At 61.4% G+C, this 14,925-nt stretch carries 12 protein-coding genes; 4 read left to right on the top strand and 8 right to left on the bottom strand.

Translation table 11 applies throughout. The annotated features are described in order from the left end of the window. Nucleotides 1–110: 110 nt before the first annotated feature. Nucleotides 111–584, top strand: coding sequence for a hypothetical protein (locus HW554_RS01365; RefSeq protein WP_176906562.1), 474 nt, complete (start codon nt 111–113; stop codon nt 582–584). A gap of 129 nt (nt 585–713) precedes the next feature. On the opposite strand, the gene HW554_RS01360 is transcribed toward HW554_RS01365, so the two are convergent. The 8 genes from HW554_RS01360 to HW554_RS20905 all read right to left on the bottom strand — a co-directional run bounded on the left by HW554_RS01360 (nt 714) and on the right by HW554_RS20905 (nt 11,409). Then, the gene (locus tag HW554_RS01360; RefSeq protein WP_176906561.1) at nt 714–1,370 is read right to left on the bottom strand and encodes a 3-oxoacid CoA-transferase subunit B; all 657 of its coding nucleotides are present in this window, start codon (nt 1,368–1,370) and stop codon (nt 714–716) included. Between the two features lie 119 nt (nt 1,371–1,489). Beyond that, a complete protein-coding gene (locus tag HW554_RS01355; protein ID WP_176906560.1) occupies nt 1,490–2,188 on the bottom strand; it encodes a CoA transferase subunit A in 699 nt (232 codons plus the stop codon). 126 nt (nt 2,189–2,314) lie between these two features. Next, a complete protein-coding gene (locus HW554_RS01350) occupies nt 2,315–3,259 on the bottom strand; it encodes a bifunctional riboflavin kinase/FAD synthetase (RefSeq protein ID WP_176906559.1) in 945 nt (314 codons plus the stop codon). Nucleotides 3,260–3,318: 59 nt separating this feature from the next. Beyond that, nucleotides 3,319–4,188: a tRNA pseudouridine(55) synthase TruB gene (gene truB, locus HW554_RS01345; RefSeq protein WP_176906558.1), complete on the bottom strand. Its 870-nt coding sequence runs from the start codon at nt 4,186–4,188 to the stop codon at nt 3,319–3,321. Continuing rightward, complete coding sequence (locus HW554_RS01340) at nt 4,185–4,991, bottom strand: undecaprenyl-diphosphate phosphatase (RefSeq protein WP_176906557.1); 807 nt, start codon at nt 4,989–4,991, stop codon at nt 4,185–4,187. Before HW554_RS01340 ends, truB begins: the two co-directional genes overlap by 4 nt. Nucleotides 4,992–5,149: 158 nt before the next feature. Then, on the bottom strand, nt 5,150–5,470 hold the full coding sequence (locus HW554_RS01335) for a DUF3098 domain-containing protein (RefSeq protein WP_176906556.1): 321 nt from the start codon (nt 5,468–5,470) through the stop codon (nt 5,150–5,152). A gap of 279 nt (nt 5,471–5,749) precedes the next feature. Beyond that, nucleotides 5,750–6,637, bottom strand: a complete 888-nt coding sequence (locus HW554_RS01330) for a cell division protein FtsX (RefSeq protein ID WP_176906555.1) — start codon at nt 6,635–6,637, stop codon at nt 5,750–5,752. A 164-nt stretch (nt 6,638–6,801) separates the two neighbouring features. Beyond that, nucleotides 6,802–11,409 carry a translocation/assembly module TamB domain-containing protein gene (locus tag HW554_RS20905; RefSeq protein ID WP_176906554.1) on the bottom strand — a complete coding sequence of 1,536 codons (4,608 nt, stop codon included), beginning with the start codon at nt 11,407–11,409 and terminating at the stop codon, nt 6,802–6,804. A gap of 232 nt (nt 11,410–11,641) precedes the next feature. Between HW554_RS20905 and tsaD the strand changes: the two genes are divergently transcribed. The 3 genes from tsaD to HW554_RS01310 all read left to right on the top strand — a co-directional run bounded on the left by tsaD (nt 11,642) and on the right by HW554_RS01310 (nt 14,903). Next, nucleotides 11,642–12,646, top strand: coding sequence for a tRNA (adenosine(37)-N6)-threonylcarbamoyltransferase complex transferase subunit TsaD (gene tsaD / locus HW554_RS01320; RefSeq protein WP_176906553.1), 1,005 nt, complete (start codon nt 11,642–11,644; stop codon nt 12,644–12,646). A 165-nt stretch (nt 12,647–12,811) separates the two neighbouring features. Further along, nucleotides 12,812–13,207, top strand: coding sequence for a thioesterase family protein (locus HW554_RS01315; protein ID WP_176906552.1), 396 nt, complete (start codon nt 12,812–12,814; stop codon nt 13,205–13,207). A 232-nt stretch (nt 13,208–13,439) separates the two neighbouring features. Next, nucleotides 13,440–14,903: a hypothetical protein gene (locus HW554_RS01310; RefSeq protein ID WP_176906551.1), complete on the top strand. Its 1,464-nt coding sequence runs from the start codon at nt 13,440–13,442 to the stop codon at nt 14,901–14,903. Nucleotides 14,904–14,925 lie beyond the last annotated feature (22 nt).

Below are 14,925 nucleotides of genomic sequence, written 5' to 3'. Positions count from 1 at the left end.
CCCCGGGCTGGACGGGTTGGTAAAAGGAGTAATTGGCGAATAACTGCCGCATCATCGGCACCTGTCGCGTCCTCAACAACTGCCCATTTCACCGTGCGTACCTTTGCCGTATGTCGTCGCTGCCGGAACGCCGTTTGCAAACCCTGGCCGCCGTGCTCGAAGACCCGCAGCGGTTTCCGGCCACGGCCTGGCTGTGCGCGCCGCCCCTGCTGCTCGGCTGGGCCCCCGAAAGCGCCGCGGCCGTGCTGCTCACCGCCGTCCCCGGCCAGGTGGTGCCCTGTCCGCCCGGCCTGGCGCGCCTGCTGTTCATGGATGAAGTGCAGTTATTGATGGAGCGCCTTACGCGGCAAGTGCCCGGTGCCACCACCGAACTGCGCATACAGGTGCTGCACCGCTACAAAACGCAGCACGAATTCCCCGCCCTCACCAGCCACCCCGACGAGTTGGCGGGCCACTTGGCGGCCGCCGTAAAAGCCGGCTCCCTGCCGGCCAACGACGCCCTGGCCCACTTCCAGAAGTGCTTTTCTCACTTTACCCTCGAAGCCGTCCGCCACATACTGGCCCAGGCTATGCTACGGGGGTAATTTTTGGTTGTGGAGGGCGGTGTAGGAGCGGGGCTTGTCCCCGCCCGCCATTCGCACCGCTCTAACGGTAATCGTTCAACGGCGGGGCGGGGTCAAGCCCCGCCCCTACACCGACCTCTGCAACTCAACTCAAATAACCATTTCCGGCACTCCGCCTTCGGGAACAACCAGTTTGCCAGCGGTGGCGGCCTGAATTTGCTCTACGCTCACACCAGGTGCCCGCTCGCGGAGTACGAAGCCGTCGGGCGTCACGTCGAGGACGGCCAGCTCGGTTACTATTTTCTTCACGCAGCCAAGGCCTGTGATGGGCAGCGTGCAGGCCGGCAGCAGCTTGCTGGCGCCATCGCGTGAGGTGTGTTGCATGGCCACGATGATGTTCTTGGCCGAGGCCACCAAGTCCATGGCGCCGCCCATGCCCTTCACCATCTTGCCCGGAATCTTCCAGTTGGCAATGTCGCCGTTTTCCGAAACCTCCATGGCCCCCAGAATCGTCAGGTCCACGTGCTCGCCCCGGATCATACCGAACGAGTCGGCCGAGCTGAACAGGCTGGAGCCGGGCAACGTGGTTACCGTCTGCTTGCCGGCATTGATGAGGTCGGCGTCCACTTCATCCTCAGTCGGGAAGGGGCCCATGCCCAGCAGGCCGTTTTCGCTCTGTAGCTCCACGTTGATGCCTTCCGGGATATAGTTGGCCACCAGCGTTGGAATACCGATGCCGAGGTTGACGTACGAGTTGTTTTCTACTTCCTGCGCAATGCGCCGGGCAATACCGTGTTTGTCGAGCATGTCTTTGGGAGTTAAGGTTGTCATGCTGAGCGAAGTCGAAGCATCTCTACCGCAGTAGTAATTACATACTTTGGCGGTAGAGATGCTTCGACTTCGCTCAGCATGACGTTTTGGGTTAATTACGACTGGCGAACTGTTCTTTGTTCGATGCGCTTCTCGTAATCTTTCCCCTCGAAAATGCGCTGCACGAAGATGCCGGGAGTGTGAATGTGGTTGGGGTCCAGCTCGCCGGCGGGCACCAACTCCTCTACCTCGGCCACCGTTATTTTGCCGGCTGTAGCCATCATGGGGTTGAAGTTGCGGGCAGTACCCTTGAAGATGAGGTTGCCGGCCGTGTCGCCGCGCCAGGCTTTTACGAAGGCGAAATCGGCGTGCAGGGCGTGTTCGAGCAGGTACATTTTGCCATTGAACTCGCGGCTTTCCTTGCCTTCACCCACCTCCGTGCCGTAGCCGGCGGGCGTATAAAAGGCCGGGATGCCCGCGCCACCGGCGCGGCAGCGCTCGGCCAGCGTGCCCTGCGGAATCAGCTCGACTTCCAGCTCGCCGGCCAGCAGTTGGCGCTCGAATTCGGCGTTTTCGCCCACGTAGCTCGAAATCATTTTGCGCACCTGCCGGGTCTGGAGCAGCAGCCCGATGCCGAAGTCATCGACGCCGGCGTTGTTGCTGATGCAGGTGAGGTTCTTCACGCCCCGGCGCAGGATTTCCTGGATGGAATTCTCCGGAATGCCGCACAGGCCGAAACCGCCGAGCATGAGCGTCATGCCATCGGTAAGGCCCTCCAGGGCCGCTTGGGAGCCACTTACTGTCTTATTTATCATACTGGGTGGGAGTTAGAACTGGCAAGGTAACATTTCCCGCAGAGGTGGGCGAAGGTTTACGCGGAGGACCGCAGAGCCACTCTAAAAAGACTCCACACACTCTCCGCGCACCTCTGTAGGAAATGCTTAAAGCGCTGCCCGCGCCGCCTCAGCATCCCGGCCCAGCTGGGCCTTGAGCGCATCGAGGCCGTCGAACTTCTGCTCATCGCGCAGGCGGGCCACGAATTCTACCGTCAGGGGCTGGTCGTACAGGTCGCCTTCAAAGCCTAACAGGTGCGCCTCCACGGTCTGGGCCAGGTTGCCGGCTACGGTGGGGCGCACGCCGATGTTGAGCATGGCGGGCCAGGTTTCGCCGGCCGCGGTGGTGGCGCGCACGGCGTACACGCCGCGGGCGGGCACCAATTTCAGGTCTTCGGAGCAGGCTAGGTTGGCGGTGGGCCAGCCGATGGTGCGGCCCAGCTGCCGGCCTTTCACTACGGTGCCCGTGAAGGGATACTGGTAGCCCAGGTAGCGGTTGGCGGTGTCTACGTCGCCGGCCTCCAGGGCCCGGCGGATGCGGGTGCTGCTCACGCCCACAGCGTCCACATCTTCGCGCGGAATTTCCTCTACACTCATGCCATAGCGGCCCGAGTGCTCGCGCAGGTACTCAAAACCACCCTCGCGGTTGCGCCCGAAGCGGTGGTCGTAGCCGATAACCAGCTTGCTGGTGCCTACCGTATCGAGCAGAATACGCTGAATAAACTCCTCCGACGACCAGGCCGAAAACTCCTTGGTGAATGGGATGATGAGCAGGTAATCGACCCCAAACTCAGCCAGCCGGGCGGCCCGCTCGTCGAGGGTATTAAGCAGGTATAGGTCGAGGGGCTCGGGGTGGGAGGGGGGCGGGGCCAGCACTAGGCGCGGGTGGGGCCAGTAGGTAATTACCACGGCCGGCCCGCCGCTGGCCCGCGCCACCTCGCACAGCCGCGCCAGAATCTGCTGATGGCCTACGTGGACGCCATCGAACGTGCCACTGGTAACCACGGCGTTGCCGAGATAAGGAAATTGGGCCGGATCGTGAATAACCTCCATTAAATCACTGGTTCGCGCTGAGTTTATTGCTTACGCTGATTTTCGCGGACTGGCCGAAATCAGCCAGCTTGCTCCTTGTTGTCGGCAGGTGGGGTGGCTGCTGCCGCCTCACCCGAATTAGGTGGGGAGTTGGGTGGAGTTGCGTGGTTGTTCTGAAAATACTCCAAGCCGACGCGGCGTTCAGTACGCGGCTGTCGTTCGCGCCGGGGCGGGCGGGCGGGGCGGTCGGCCTCGCCTTCGGGGCGGGGCGGGCGCAGGGCCTCCAGCTGCGGCATGGTGAGGGCATCTTCCAGCCGGTACTCGCCGATGCGGGTGCGCACGAGCTTCGTGAGGTGAGCCCCGCAATGCAGCGCCTCGCCCAGGTCGCGGGCCAGGCTACGGATGTAGGTGCCCTTGGAACAGCTGATGCGGAAGTCTATTTCAGGCAGCGCAATCCGAGTCAGCCCGAAGCCGGCAACGGTTACCTGCTTGCTCTTGATAACGGCCTCCTCGCCGCGGCGTGCCACCTCGTAGGCCCGCTCGCCGTTCACCTTTACGGCCGAAAATACGGGGGGCGTCTGGGTAATTTCGCCTATGAACTGTGTCACGGTGGCCCGGATGTCAGCTTCCGTGAGGTGGTCGTAGGGCCGCTCCTGGTCGACGGGCGTTTCCAGGTCGAAGCTGGGCGTCGTCTGGCCCAGGCGGAACGTGCCGGTGTACTCTTTCTGCTGGGCCTGAATGAGGTCGATCTGCTTGGTTTTCTTGCCGGTACACAAAATCAGCAGGCCGGTGGCCAGCGGGTCGAGGGTGCCGGCGTGGCCGATTTTACGGATGCGTAGCGTGTTCTTCACCTTGCGCACCACATCAAACGACGACCAGGTAAGCGGCTTGTCGACGAGCAGGACTTCGCCGGTTTCGAAATCAAAATCGGCTACTGTTTTCTCGCTCATACTAGTTGTAAATCAACGCCCAGGCCAATCATCAGCAACAGAATGCCGCCCACAATGATGCGGTAGATGCCGAAGGCCCGAAACCCAAACTTGGTAACAAAACCGATGAAGATGCGGATAGCCAGCAGCGCCACTACGAAGGCTATTACGTTGCCGAACAGAATCAGCTTGACATCGGCGCCGGTGAGGTGGCCGCCGTCCTGGTAAAAGTCGAGCAGGTCTTTGGCGGCGGCGGCGGCCATGGTGGGCATGGCCAGGAAAAAGGCGAATTCGGCGGCGGCTTTGCGGGTGAGTTTCTGGGTGAGGCCACCAATGATGGTGGCCGCCGAGCGGCTGACGCCCGGTACCACGGCCAGGCACTGGAATATGCCAATTACGAAGGCCTGCCGGAAGCCGGGCGTAGTAACCGGGCTGCCGCCCGCCTCAATGCTTTCCTGCGGAAACCATTTGTCCACGAACATCAGCACTACGCCGCCCATCAGCAGCATCAGGCCTACCGTCGTCACCGATTCGAGCAGAATATCAATGTATTTCTTGAGCGTGAGGCCCACCACCACGACCGGCAGAAAGGCCACCAGCAGCTTGAGGTAGAAGTCGAAACTCTGGAAAAACCGCCGCCAGTACACCACCAGCACCGACAGGATGGCCCCGAGCTGAATAACAACCAGGTAGAGCTTGGTGAAAGGGGTGGCCGGAATGCCCATCAGGGCCGAGGCAATAATCATGTGCCCGGTGCTGGAAACCGGCAGAAATTCGGTCAGGCCTTCCACGATGGCCAGAATAAGGGCTTGCCAGTAGGTCATTACAGGGAGATGGGTAACGTAAGGTGCGGGGAACAGGGGTGCGGGGCAAAAAACACCTGTCATCCTGAGCCGCGCGAAGCATCCGGACAGAAGCCAGCCTGTAGCTTCGGTGGAGATGGTGCGCGCAGCTCAGGATGACAGTGGGTTGCCCTTGCCGACTACCGCTTATAGGTAGGGGCAGTAGGAGTTGCTGGAGCAGTTGTGGCCGGTGGCACGGGCTGCGAGGGCACGGTGGTTACCGTGGCTTCGTCGCGGGCTACCGGGGCGGTGGCGCCGGGCCGGGCCATAATGGCCCAGAACTCGATCAGGAAGCCCACGGCCAGCAGAATCGGGCCCAGCGTAATGCCCAGAAACCCCAAGCCGTACTCTTCCGAATCGAGGGTCATGGTAATGAAGCCGGCCGCCAGCACGGCCAGCCCAATAAACATGAGGCGGTAGTTACGCGGCCCGAAGGCAAAGCGGGGAGTAGTCGATTCCATGAGGGCAAAGGTAGCGGAGTTGCGGCAAGCCGCCGCCGAAATTCAACCAATGAGGGATTTGGGAGAACGAAGTGGGGTAGGGTGGCGGTGGAAGGTTGAGCCAAAGCAACGTGTCATGCTGAGCGAAGCGGAGCGTAGTCGAAGCATCTCTACTGCTTCGTCGAAGCCGATAAGATTACCACTGCGGTAGAGATACTTCGACTACGCTCCGCTTCGCTCAGCATGACACGTTGCTTCACTACTACTTCTACCACTATTCCCCGGACCCTTCCAAATCTCCTAATACAACTCGTCGAGCGACATGCCGGCATACTTGCGCACGGCGCGCCAGGAGCTTAGGAAGCCGATGCCCATGCCCAGTGCCACCAGAAAAATACCCAGCGCCGCGAACAGGCGGTTGTCTTCGAGCAGGCGCAGCTCGCTAAGCTGCAGGTAGGCGTACTGCAGTAGCGCCGCCAGTAGCAAGCTGGCCAGAATGCCGCTCACCAGCCCTTGCCACACCGCCCGCCGCAAAAATGGCCACTGAATAAAGCCCGGCGTAGCGCCCACCAGCTGCATACTCCGAATGAGGAAACGCTGGGAAAATAGGGCCAGCTTGATGGTATTGTTGATGAGCACCACCACCACAAACGTGAGGATGGCCGCGAAGCCAATAAGCACCAAGCTCACGTTGCGCAGGTTCTCGTTCACCGACGTAATCAGGCTCTCCACGTAATCTACCTCGAACACGCCCGGCATCTGGCCCAGCTCCTGCTTGATGCGGGCGAGGTTCTTAGCGTCGGCGTAGTCGGCGTTCAGCTTGAGTAAGTAGGCGTCGCGCAGGGGATTGTCGCCCAGAAACTGCTGGAAATCCTCGCCGGTCTGGTCGATGAGCTGGCGGGCCCCTTCTTCCTTGGACAGAAAGCGCACCTGGGGCTCGTTGTCTTTGCGGGCCACGAAGGGCTTGCGGGCCAGATCCTGCTGCAGCTGCAGCAGCTGGGTTTCGGGCAAGTCGCGCTGCAGGTACACCTGCATCTCCAGGTTTTCCTTCACCAGCGTCGACACCTTGTGGGCATGAATCAGTAGCAGCCCGAACAGGCCCACCACCAACAGGGCCAGCGTAATGCTGAACACCACCATCAGGTGCGGATAACTACCGAGCTTCTTTTTGCGGGTGGGCTGCTTCATGCGGTGAATGAGTTGATATGCTAACGGTGGGGGATGAGCAGCAACAAAGAACGTCATTCAGAGCGAAGTGAAGAATCTCGCGTGCAGTCGTTGAATGAGAGCTACCCAACGAATAGGAGCGAGATTCCTCGCTTCGCTCTGAATGACGTTCTATTTCTTACCCCTCATATCTCCGTGCGCTGGTCGTTGTCTACCTGTAGCTCGCGGGCTTTGCGGGCGTCCCGGTCGCGGCGGCTCAGGCGCTTGCGGGCAAACAGCTCGCGGAAGGTGTCGAACTGCTCGGTGTGCAGCAGCGAGATGCCGGCGCGGGCCTGGTTCACGTTTTGGCCCAAGCCGGTAAAGTCGCGCGGGGTGGTTTCGTAGCGCAGCTTGGCCCGGAATTTTCCGTCGGGGCGCAGGTAGTATTCCAGGCTCAAATCACCGATAACCGAGTTCTGACCTGTGCCCACCGGCACCCCGCCCGCGCTGGTGCCCGCGTTGCTGTTGCTGCCGAAACTGCCGTCGCGGGTGATGCGCAGGCGGCCGTTGAGGAAGGAGTAGCTCAGCCGTAGCTGCAGGGCCGCCAGGTCGTCGGCTGAAAGGCCATTGATGTTGAAGCTGATTTCCAGGTTGGGGTCAATCTGCGAGGTCAGCAGGCCAAGCTGGGTGCTCAGAATCTGGCCCAGACTGTTGCCCAGCGCGTTGTTGCCGCCGTCGAGGCGGGTAACGGCCAGCGAGCCGGGCGGCGTAAGCTGCCGGAACACCACCAGACTGAACACCTGCCGGTTCAGCTCCTGCTCGTCGTTGCGGATAGCCGACAGGAAAGGAGCCAGGTCGCCTTCCAACGACGAAGGAATATCGTTGAATTCGAGGTTGAGCTTGATAATGGGTTGCAGAATCGGGCCGGTCAGGTTCATCACGGCCGTAACGGGTACGAGCGAGGTGTTGGGCGCCGTGTTGCCGGTTTGGTAGAGCACGGGGGCTAGGCTGGTGCGCTGAGTGTACGTGGCGGTTACATTCAGCTCGCCGGCCAGCGGGTCGCCGTTCCAGGCAATGGTACCGCCGGGCCGCACCACAAACTCCTTGTTTACCAGGCCCTGTAGCGTGAAATTGTAGGCCCCACGCACGATTTCCACCTGCCCGTACATGTTGAAGTCGCCGCGGGTATCGATGTTGAGCCGCAGCTGGCCGGTGGCTGTGCCCCGAATAATGTCGCCGGTGCTTTCGTCCAGCAGCAGCTCCACGTAGGCATCGGGCGTAATGTCGAGGTTCATATTCAGCCGCAGGCCCGACAAATCGGCTTTGCCGGTGGTGACACCCTTGGGGTTCTGGGCGGCCAGCACCGCCCGGGCCGAGTCGGAGAGGTTGCGGTTGACGAACTTGATGTAGCTGGCCTGCTCGGCCTTGGCGGCATTGTCAAACGGCAGCGACATGCGCGTGCCGGCCTCGCTACGGGCCGTTACGTTGATGAACAGGTTGTTGGCCGGCCCGCGCACCACGGCCGTGCCCGTGGCGTACGCCTGCCCGAAGTACAGCTCGTTGTCGCGGCGGGTGGTGTTGAGCACCTGCAGCTTGCGGAACGAGGCGCTCAGGTCCAGCCGCATGTTCTGGAAGCCCCGCTGGTAAATGTTGCCGTTGATGACGCCCGAATTGCCCTGCGGGTCGCGCAGCGTAATGTTCTGGAGCGCAATCCGGTCCTCTAAAAACCGGATGCGGTCGGCAAATCGGTAGGTAGTGCCCAGGTAGATGAACGTCATTTGCCCGTCCGTCACGTCGATGTTGCCGGTGAGCACGGGGGCCGCAAATAGCCCGTTCACGCGCAGCGTACCCACGCCGGTACCGCTCACATCCTTAAACAGCGTGTTGAGAAAGGGCTCAGCCAGCTTGATGGGCGTCTGCTCCAGCACCCCGCTCAGGTTAAGCTGCTGGGTGTCGGAGCCGGGCGCGATGTAGCCGGTTACGGCCAGCACCCGGCGGGCGTCGCGGGCCACATCGAGGTTCACGTTGAGCCGGGCGAGGGCGTTGTCCCAGTCGCCGCGGCCTTCCACGTCACCAATCAGCACGTTATCCAGGGTCAGCGAGTCCACTTTCAGCGTCGAGTTGATGACCAGCGGGCCGAACACGCCGCTAACGGTGCCCAGCGCATTCACCCGGCCCCCAAATTTCTGGGTGCCGGTGAGGCCGTTGAGCGTGGCCAGCTCGAAGTTGCTGACCGTGAGAGCCAGCGGTTTGGCAGGATTCTGCGATATAAAGCCCTGCGCACTCACGCTTTGCTCGCCGTTGCTGAGCGTCACGTTCTGGAAGTCCAGCTCGCGCCCGCCGCCCGAAATTACCAGCGAGTTATCGGGCGCAATCGTCCAGTTCTTGCCTAGCAGGTTAACGCCCGACTGCCGGAAGATGATTTTCACGGCATCTTCCAGAAACACCAGCGCCCCGTTTATCTGGGCCTTATTGGTGGTGCCGGTCTGGGCCAGGGCGGTCGAGAAGTTGATTTTCTCTTGGTCCCACACGCCTTCCACGTAGAAGTTCTCGGTTTCGCCCAGTCCCGGCAGCCGCTGCCGCTCCGACGTGACGCTGGCCTGGGCCAGGATTTCGGGCTGGTAGGGTAGTTTGGAAGTCGTCAGGTCCACATCGGTATTGAACAGCCGCACGCTGTCGTACTGCACGCGGGCCATCCGGCCGCCCAACTGGAAAATGGAGGTCTGCCCGTTGCGGAACGAGCCATCGAAACGGGTAGAGTCGGCAATGCTGAGCTGCGGTACAAACAGGTGTAGTACCGGGTTAAACCGCTTCAGGTACAAGTTGAGGCCGATCTGGTAGTTGGGCAGCGGCTGCTGGCGCTTGCGGCGGTAATAGGCGGCAATGGCGTCGTCGTTGCTCTCGAAGTTGAGCTTGTACTCCTGCACCAGCGTTTTCACGTCGCGGATAACGGTGCTGGGCGTAAAGTCGCCGGCCAGGCTCAGGTTAAGCACTTCCGAGCGCACCCGCACCTGGCGCTGCCCGGCTTCCAGCTGGCTTACTATATCAAGCGTGTCGATGTTTACGGTGCGGCCGGCGTAGCCTACGCGCGAGTTGCGCAGGCGGGCGTAGCCCAGCAGCGCATCGAGGCGCAGGCCCTGGAATTTCACGTCGGCGGTGGTGGCTACCGTTACGCTTTCGTTGGTGAGGCCCAGAGCGCGCAAATCGGCCTTCTGCACTCGGGCCCGCAAGTCAAACGCCTGCTCGCGGGGCCGTAGGTTAATGGTGCCGTTGGCGTCGAACTTGAGGTTGGGGTCGTTGGCGGCAATTTTACCCGTGAACGAACGGCGGCTATACACGCCGTTGGTGACGATGTTGCGGTAGCGGTAGCCGTTAAGCCAGATGCTCTGCACGTTGGCGTTGGCCGTGAGGCGTAAGCTGCTGGCCTCGAAGCCCACGCCTTCTACCCGGCCGTTAAACGCCACGTCGCGCACGAAGCTCTCATCGCCCAGCAGCTTGCCCAGCTGAAAGCCGCTGGTGCGCAGCTTGCCCTCGTAGGTTGAGTAGCGCGGGTCGTCTTTCAGCTTAAGGTTGACGTCGGAGGTAACCGAGCCCAGAGCCGTCTGGAACGAGCCATTGGCCACGAAGTCGTTGTAGAAACCCAGAAACTGCCCGTTCAGCTTTACTGTGCCTAGCCGCTGCACGTAGGGCCAGCTCTTGGCCGGAATGTAGCGCCGCAAGTCGGTGCCGCGCAGCACCGAGGGCTGCAGCCGCATCACAATAAAGCTTTCCTTGAAGTTGGGCAGCCCTTCCACGTTGATGTCGCCGCGCACCCGCGTACCCTTGCCGTAGCTGATGTCGAGGTTTTTGGTGGTGAAGTTGCGCACGTAGCCCTTCGCCTGGCCCGAAATAAGGATGGTTTCATTCAGGTCGCGCACGCTGGGCTGGGGCGCAAACTTGGCAATGTCGTCGGAATACAGGCGGCTGGGCTCCAGCCGGGCAATTACCTTCACCGAGTCGTTGAAGCTGGTGAAATTGAGAAAGCGGTTGAACTCGAAGCGCAGGTAATCGTGGATTTTGCTCTCTCCCACGCGCAGCATCAGCTTGTCGAATTCCCAGAATTTATCGGCGTAGGTCATGTTCGCCGTCAGCTCGCGCAGGCGGGTGCCCGAGGGCGTGTCCACGGTGCGCAGGCCCGTAATGTTGGCGTGGATGGAGTCGCCCCGCAGCCAGAGCTGGTCGGCATCGACGTAGATGCTGTCGAGCTGCATGTGGGCGTAATCCATCGTGCGGCCGTACTCCGGAATGCGCGGCACGTCCTGCCGGTTGAGCACAAACTGCCCGTTGCGCAAGCTCAGGGCCTCAATCTGGAAATCGAAGGGCTTGCTGACTTTCGTAGTATCCGAAGGGCCCAGCAGCCGCTTCATGGAGCTGATGAACTGGTCGAGCGTGGTCGAGTCGGGGTTGTTTTTGTAGGTAACCAGATGAAAGCGCGGCTCCTCCAGCGTGAGCCTTCCCACGTGCAATTGGTTGGGTTTGAAGATGCTGAAGAGCTTGATGTCGGCATCAGCCCGGCCGATGTTGAACAGCTCATTGCCACGCTTATCGAGCACCCGCACGCCTTCGAGCAGCACCCGCGAAAAGGGGCGTACATCCACGCGGTTCACCAGCACTTTCTGGCCGAGCTTTTCGCTGAGCATCAGCGCCGCCCGCTGGGCCAGGTTGGTTTGCACGCTCGGCACCCGCAGGGCCACCAGCGCACCCACTACGGCCAGCACCAGCAGCAGCAGCAGGCCAAACAGCACTTTCAGTATAATGGAGAGAAACCGGGGCACGAGACAAAGTTAGGAGCTTCTGGGGAAGCTAGGAGTCAGGCATTATAATAGATGGGGATAGAACGGGCTTACAGCAACGACGTAGGGGCGGGGCTTGCCCCCGCCCGCCGTTCACGCCGTTGCAACGGTAGCCGTTCAATGGCGGGCGGGGACAAGCCCCGCCCCTACGTCGTGCTGCTTCGTTGTAGTTTTGCTTCTGAATTCTAGCTCCTAGCTTCTAACTTCTTTAAAAATGCCCACTATTCTCGCTATCGAATCTTCCTGCGACGATACCTCGGCGGCCGTACTCGTTGATGGCGAGATGCGCTCCAACGTGGTGGCTACTCAGCAGGTGCATGTGCAGTACGGCGGTGTAGTGCCCGAGTTGGCCTCGCGCGCCCACCAGCAGCACCTGGTGCCGGTGGTAGATGCCGCTCTCAAGCAGGCCGGCATTACCAAATCCGACCTCGACGCGGTGGCCTTCACGCAGGGGCCGGGGCTGCTGGGCTCGTTGCTGGTGGGTGGTATGTTCGCCAAAACGCTGGCCCTGGCTTTGGGCAAACCGCTGATTGCCGTCAACCACATGCGGGCCCACATTCTGGCGCATTTTATTGAGGAGCCCCGGCCCGAGTTTCCGTTTCTGTGCCTTACCGTGAGTGGCGGCCACACCCAGCTGGTGGTAGTGCGCGGGCCGCTGTCTATGGAAATCATCGGCCAGACTATCGACGATGCCGCCGGCGAGGCCTTCGACAAAACGGCCAAGCTGCTGGGCCTGCCCTATCCCGGCGGCCCTCACCTCGACAAGCTGGCCCGCCAGGGCGACCCGCTGCGCTTTCCGTTCCCGGTGGGCACCATGCCGGGCTACGATTTCAGCTTCAGCGGCCTGAAAACCGCAGTGCTCTACTTCCTGAAGAAGGAGACTGCCAAAAACCCTGACTTCGTGCAGCAAAACCTGGCCGACCTCTGCGCCAGCATCCAGCACACCATCATCCAGACGCTGCTTCGCCAGCTGCGCCGCGCCGCCGCCGACCAGCAGCTAACCCAGATTGCCCTGGCCGGCGGCGTGGCCGCCAACAGCGGCCTGCGCCAAGCCCTGCAGGACGAAGCCGTTGCCCAGAACTGGCAGGTGTTCATCCCCGCGTTCCAGTACTGCACCGACAACGCCGCCATGATTGCCCGCACCGCCCAGTTCCAGTACGAAGCCGGCGACTTTGCCACCCAGCTAGTAAGCTCCGACCCGCGCCTGAAACTGGTGTAGCTTTCAATTGCCAGTTCCTAGAACAGAAAGAACGTCATGCTGAGCGGAGCCGAAGCATCTCTACCGCAATGGTAATCCTGACGTTGGGTTAGCATTGTGGTAGAGATGCTTCGGCTCCGCTCAGCATGACGTTCTTTTCTAATCCCTAATCCCTAATCCTTCCCAATGACCAATCCTTTCCGGCCTGGCGATGAGCAAACGTACCAGCTGACCGTAACGGCCGCCGACTTCGCGGTGCTCAATGGCCGGCTGATTCATCCAGTGCTCAGCACGTTTGCGCTGGGGCAGGCGCTGGAGTGGACCAGCCGTCAGTTTGTGGAGCAGATGCTGGAAGTGGGGGAGGAGGGCATTGGGACGCTGCTGACGGTGGAGCACCGCGGCCCGGCTTTCGAAGGGGAAACGGTGGAGTTTCGGGCGGTTTTTGAGGAGCTGCGCGGTGCCGAGCTGCTGTGCCGGGTGGAGGCACTGGTGGGCGCACGGCTGGTAGCTACCGGCCGCACCGGCCAGCGCATTGTCAGTAGCGTGAGGCTGCAGGCCCGTTTTCGGGAGCTGCGGGGATAGGCCGATAAGGAAGTGGTTCACTGGCCCTCGTAATGAAGCCGTTTACAAAGTCCCCGGAATCAATCAGAACGTCATGCTGAGCCTGTCGAAGCATCTCTACCGCAGTGGCATATGTCTACTTTGGCGGTAGAGATGCTTCGACTGCGCTCAGCACGACGTTATTTTTACTTTGTAAACAGCTTCAACGGCTTCAACGGTAAGGCGCGTATGTTTGCCTGCCGAAAATCCTCTTATGCTCTTTTCTTCGCCGTCCATTCGTTTGCTGCCTCCGCGCTTCTACTATGTAGCCCTACTGGTTGTACTGGCACTGTTTGCGGCTTCGTTGGTGGGGCGCTACGCGCATTTTGATGATGCCTGGTCGGCGGAGGAGGCTTTTTGGTTGCTGCGCGACGGGTATGTGCACTCGGAGCTGTTCCGGGGGTTTGGGGGCTGGGAAAACCGACTTTACATCTTTCACAAAGGCTATATCTACTTGATGGCGGCCGAGCTGGCGGTGCTGGGCGAAAGCCTGGTGGCCGTGAAGTCGGTGGCCCTGATTTCGGCCGCTGCCACGCTGGGGCTGCTGCTGCGCTACTTCAGGGCCGCGCCCTCCGAGGCGCGCTGGCTGGCGGCACTGCTGTACGTGGGCTGCGGCTCGGTGATGCTATTCGGCTTCGCGGGCCGGCCCGAAACGACGGTGGCGTTCTGCGGCTTCGCTTCGTACCTGGTGCTGCATCAAGCCAACGGCCGTCTGGGCCGGCTGGTGGCTGCCGGGGCGCTGGCCGGGCTGGCCGGGCTGGTGCATCCGAACGGCACTTTGTATATGGCGGCCGGGGCCCTGTGGCTGATCTGGTACCGGGCCGACTGGCGGGCGCTGTTCAGCTTCTCGGTGCCCGCAGCGGCGGTGCTGGCGCTGTTTGCGCTCGATGCCGCCTTGGTCGGCGAGCTGCCCGTGCTAGCCGATCAGTTCGTGAACTACCCCGTGGTGGCTCCCAACCTGCACTTGAGTGATAAGCTGCGGGTAATGGCCCGGTACCACAGCATTTTCTTTCACAGCGCCGGCGAAATTGCACTTTCGGTGGTGGCATTGGTGGCCCTGGCCCTGGCTTGGTGGAGCCGCCGCACCACTGTAGGCGAGGCGCCGCTACCAAAACCGGTTTTGCGCTACATCCTGCTGCTGCTGGGGCTGTTCTGGTTGCTCACCAAAAGCCCCACGGCCTATTACTACCTGCTGTTTGTGCCCTTTCTGGTGGTATTGGTGGTTGAAATTGCCCTGTCGGCCGGGCAGTGGAAGCCGGGGGCGCGGCGGGTGCTGCTGGTGCTGGTAGTGCTGTACCCGGTGGGCACGCTGGCCCAACTCCTGTACGTGCGCCAGCTCAACCAGCGTAGCCCCGATATCATGGCCCTCAATGCCCGGCTAGCTGCCCAGATGCCCATACGCGGTGCCAAAGTCATTGCGCCGCTCAACTTCATTTTCGGGCAGATTGACAATTACCAGATCCGTGGCCTCACTTTCCTGACTGCCCCGGCCACACCGCTCGACTCGGTTTTCGCCCGCGCCGCCACCGATTCGGTGCAGTATATCATTCCCGACTACAACACCAGCAACGACGTTTACCACATTCCGCCCACTGCCCCGGCCCGCATCGGGCAGTATCAGCGCGTGTACCAGGACCAGTGGCGGGCGCTGTATGAGCGGCAGCCCGCGCAACCCTAAGACCGCGCCGGGTATCGGGCGG

This window comes from Hymenobacter lapidiphilus (assembly GCF_013377885.1).
Taxonomy (GTDB): Bacteria; Bacteroidota; Bacteroidia; order Cytophagales; family Hymenobacteraceae; genus Hymenobacter; species Hymenobacter lapidiphilus.
This window is presented reverse-complemented; position numbering and strand designations above follow the sequence as displayed.